This window comes from Salegentibacter echinorum (genome assembly GCF_900129445.1).
In the GTDB taxonomy this organism is placed as follows: Bacteria; Bacteroidota; Bacteroidia; order Flavobacteriales; family Flavobacteriaceae; genus Salegentibacter; species Salegentibacter echinorum.
In genome coordinates this window covers 1-1,338 of sequence record NZ_FQVT01000037.1, presented here as the reverse complement: position 1 = coordinate 1,338, position 1,338 = coordinate 1, and the positions used below count along the sequence as shown (strand labels likewise).

Below are 1,338 nucleotides of genomic sequence, written 5' to 3'. Positions count from 1 at the left end.
CAATCCTGTCCTAAATAAATATAAGGCACCCTAAATCTACCATTTCACTGGTTTATTTCGTTGTTTTGATCGATTTTCAAAAAAGAACCCCCTGTATGTATTTATTGGGCGGCGGTTGTTCCTTTGCAAACGGATTATCGAGCCATTGGTTTAAATCTACCTTGACAAAAAGGTTAAGTCTAATAAATGCCACTAAATTTGATAGGTACCATGGGTGCTTTGCTTGTGCTTTCAGTGCTTTTAGGATGAGAATGGTGATCAATGCAGTCCAGATTTGTATCATTACAGCATTCTCACTGGTTCCAATGAACGACTTTATGTGCAATTGTTGTTTTATGTCCCTAAAAAAGATTTCCACCTCCCATCTGGCCTTGTAGAGCTCGGTTATGGTGTTTGCTGTCCAGGACATTTGATTGGTTATGACCTCAACGGTTTGTTGGTTTTCTTCATCCCATAGCGCAACCCTGCGGAGTTTTTTAGGATATTTATCTTTTGATTGGACTCCCGTCAATTCAATGATCTCTTCCTTTAGAAGGTGCTGGTGCCTGTCCTGTGGCAGCTCCAGTTCTTTGACTGTCTTGAACTTTATGTTGTCCTTATGCCTGACCACAAAATAAACCCCGCTGCTGTCCCAAACATTCAGGAGTGCAAAATCATTATAGAACCTATCGGCAACAATCACACTGCCCTTTAGAAGTGGAATGTCGTAAGCCCCTTTATTGTCCGCTGTCTTGCCATCCGTGATATTTACATAGGCAGGCAGATGTCCATCATAGTCAAGCAGGGTGTGCATTTTTACGGCTCCCTTTTTTGTCTTGTACCTTGCCCAGTCAAAAAGGCTCAGACAAAGACTTATGGTGGTGGCATCCAATAAGAATATTTTTGACTTGATCCTGAATTTAGTCCGCTTCATATGGGCTTGCTGTCCCAGACTTTCCAACAGTACGTAATAATAATCCCTGAAAAGCTCCCAGCTCCTATTTTTGTTCTGATAACCGACCGTAGATTTTGAAGGAGCTTTCAACATCCCTAAATGATTGAGATTGCCAGTTGCGGAGCGCAGACCGTTGCTAATGTCGCGCAGGGATTGGCTTTTGGCGAATTGACAGAATAGCATGGAGACAAGGTGCGACCAACTGTCAAATCCTTTTTGATGCCTGTCGCTTTTATGTGACTTAACTAGTTTCTTGAATTTTGATGTATCTAATTTTGAAATAATTTGCGAAAACAACGTTATATTTACCATCAGAGAAGGGGTTTTTGTGGTGCACCTCAAAGGTAAACTTTGAGGAACAAAAATTCCCTTCTCTTTTTCAATCGTTTAGGACGCTATTGGTT

At 41.3% G+C, this 1,338-nt stretch carries 1 protein-coding gene; it reads right to left on the bottom strand.

Features of this window, described 5'->3' with window-relative positions:
* Positions 1–76: 76 nt before the first annotated feature.
* On the bottom strand, positions 77–1,249 hold the full coding sequence (locus BUA71_RS17365; protein ID WP_175545984.1) for an IS4 family transposase: 1,173 nt from the start codon (positions 1,247–1,249) through the stop codon (positions 77–79).
* Positions 1,250–1,338: the final 89 nt, after the last annotated feature.